The organism is Nostoc sp. 'Peltigera membranacea cyanobiont' 232 (assembly GCF_002245985.1).
GTDB lineage: Bacteria > Cyanobacteriota > Cyanobacteriia > Cyanobacteriales > Nostocaceae > Nostoc.
This window is the reverse complement of the sequence record NZ_NOLK01000367.1, coordinates 1-1730: the sequence shown is the minus strand read 5'-3', so window position 1 is coordinate 1730 and position 1730 is coordinate 1. Positions and strand designations below refer to the sequence as shown.

Annotated in this window: 2 protein-coding genes; both read left to right on the top strand. The window is 38.9% G+C overall.

The window, feature by feature from the left end; genetic code table 11:
* Window positions 1-72 precede the first annotated feature (72 nt).
* Window positions 73-246, top strand: coding sequence for a hypothetical protein (locus CDG79_RS44655; protein ID WP_223278675.1), 174 nt, complete (start codon window positions 73-75; stop codon window positions 244-246).
* Window positions 247-401: 155 nt separating this feature from the next.
* The coding region (locus CDG79_RS40360; RefSeq protein WP_223278674.1) for an IS4 family transposase at window positions 402-1730 on the top strand (1329 nt) is incomplete at its 3' end.

Below are 1730 nucleotides of genomic sequence, written 5' to 3'. Positions count from 1 at the left end.
CCGAATGGCACTAAGAAAAGCTCTAAGCTGTGCGGGATAAGCGCTACAGATTTTAAAGCTATTGAACAGTGAATGAAGGTCTTGGATGGAACAAGTGAAAGTCCAGGATGCAATAGCTGCGATCGCAGAATGAACGTTGAGAGTGCGCTTTGTTCCTGGTCAACTGCGCTGTTGCGATCGCCACCGCCTCACGGGTGGTACGCCATCGCTGTGCCTGGCAGAGACAGTGGAATCAGATGTAAGTAGGTGGGCGTAAATATTTGTCGTTGAGATAAGGCAGGAGGCAGGAGGGAAGAGGGTTTTAACCTCATTTATGTTTCTTTACATAGTTTGGTTTTATTCTGCCGACCTACTTACGGTTTGCCCAAAATTTCTTTTAGATAGGAAAAGCTTACTCGTTCATGAAATACTTTCAAAAAGACGAGCAAGCAAATATAACTATTACTACTGTGACACTGCGAGTACAAATCCTCAAGGATAAATTTAGTCAGAGTTTGGGATTGCCTTTTAAAGAGCTATTACCATCTTCTGTAATTGAGCAAGCTCTTGAGGAGCTAAAAATTAGATATTATCGACGATTGTTTGACCCAATAGTTACGATTTGGGCGTTTTTATCTCAGGTTCTGGATACTGATAAAAGTTGCCATAATACAGTAAGTCAGGTCATTTCTTATTTGGCTGGGCAAGAAGAAGAACTTCCATCAACTGATACAAGTGCTTATTGTCAAGCTCGGTCGAGATTACCAGAAACATTATTAGAAAAACTTTTTCGTGAGACTGGACAAAACTTAGAGCAAAAAGTGACAACAGAATATTTATGGTGTGGAAGAAATGTGAAAGTAATAGATGGGTCTACGGTATCGATGCCAGACACTCTAGAAAACCAAAAAGCATACCCTCAACCCTCTACTCAAGCATCTGGATGTGGATTCCCAATTGCAAAAATTGGTGTGATATTCAGTTTAGCTACTGGAGCTGCTATTGCAATCTGCATAGATGTTTTGAATACACATGATATTAAATTAGCTAGAAATTTATATAAGTTTCTTAATCCATTGGATATCCTTTTGGGAGATAGAGCATTTTGCGCTTATGCTGATTTGATTTCTATTAAAAATCTAAATTGTGATGCAGTTTTTAGGAAACACCAAGCCCGAAAAACCACAATGCGAAAAGGTAAAATAATTGGGTCAAGTGATAAGTTAGTAACTTGGTATAAACCTAAGAGATGCCCACAGGGATTGAGTAAAGATGAATTTAATGCTTTACCCTCAACCATAACTGTACGAGAGATATATTATTATATTGTTGTTCCTGGCTTTCGCACTGAACGAGTTAGCTTAATTACTACTCTCTTAGATACAACAGCTTATTCTACTCTAGATATTGTTGGGCTTTATGGTCAACGTTGGGACGTTGAACTAGATTTAAGACATCTTAAAACTACTCTGGGAATGGATATTTTGCGCTGTAAAACTCCCTCAATGGTACGTAAAGAAATTTACGTTTATTTGCTAGCTTACAATCTACTTCGCGGTTTGATGTGGTCGGCAGGTACTAGTTACACTACTCCTCCGTTACGCCTATCACTGCAAGGTACTCGCCATCATTTAAATAACTTTATTCCCGAATTATTAGCCGCAACTTCAACAAAACGTCTTAAAATTTATCGTACTTTACTAAAAGTTATCGCTCACAAGGCTGTTCCTGACCGTCCTGCTAGAAACGAA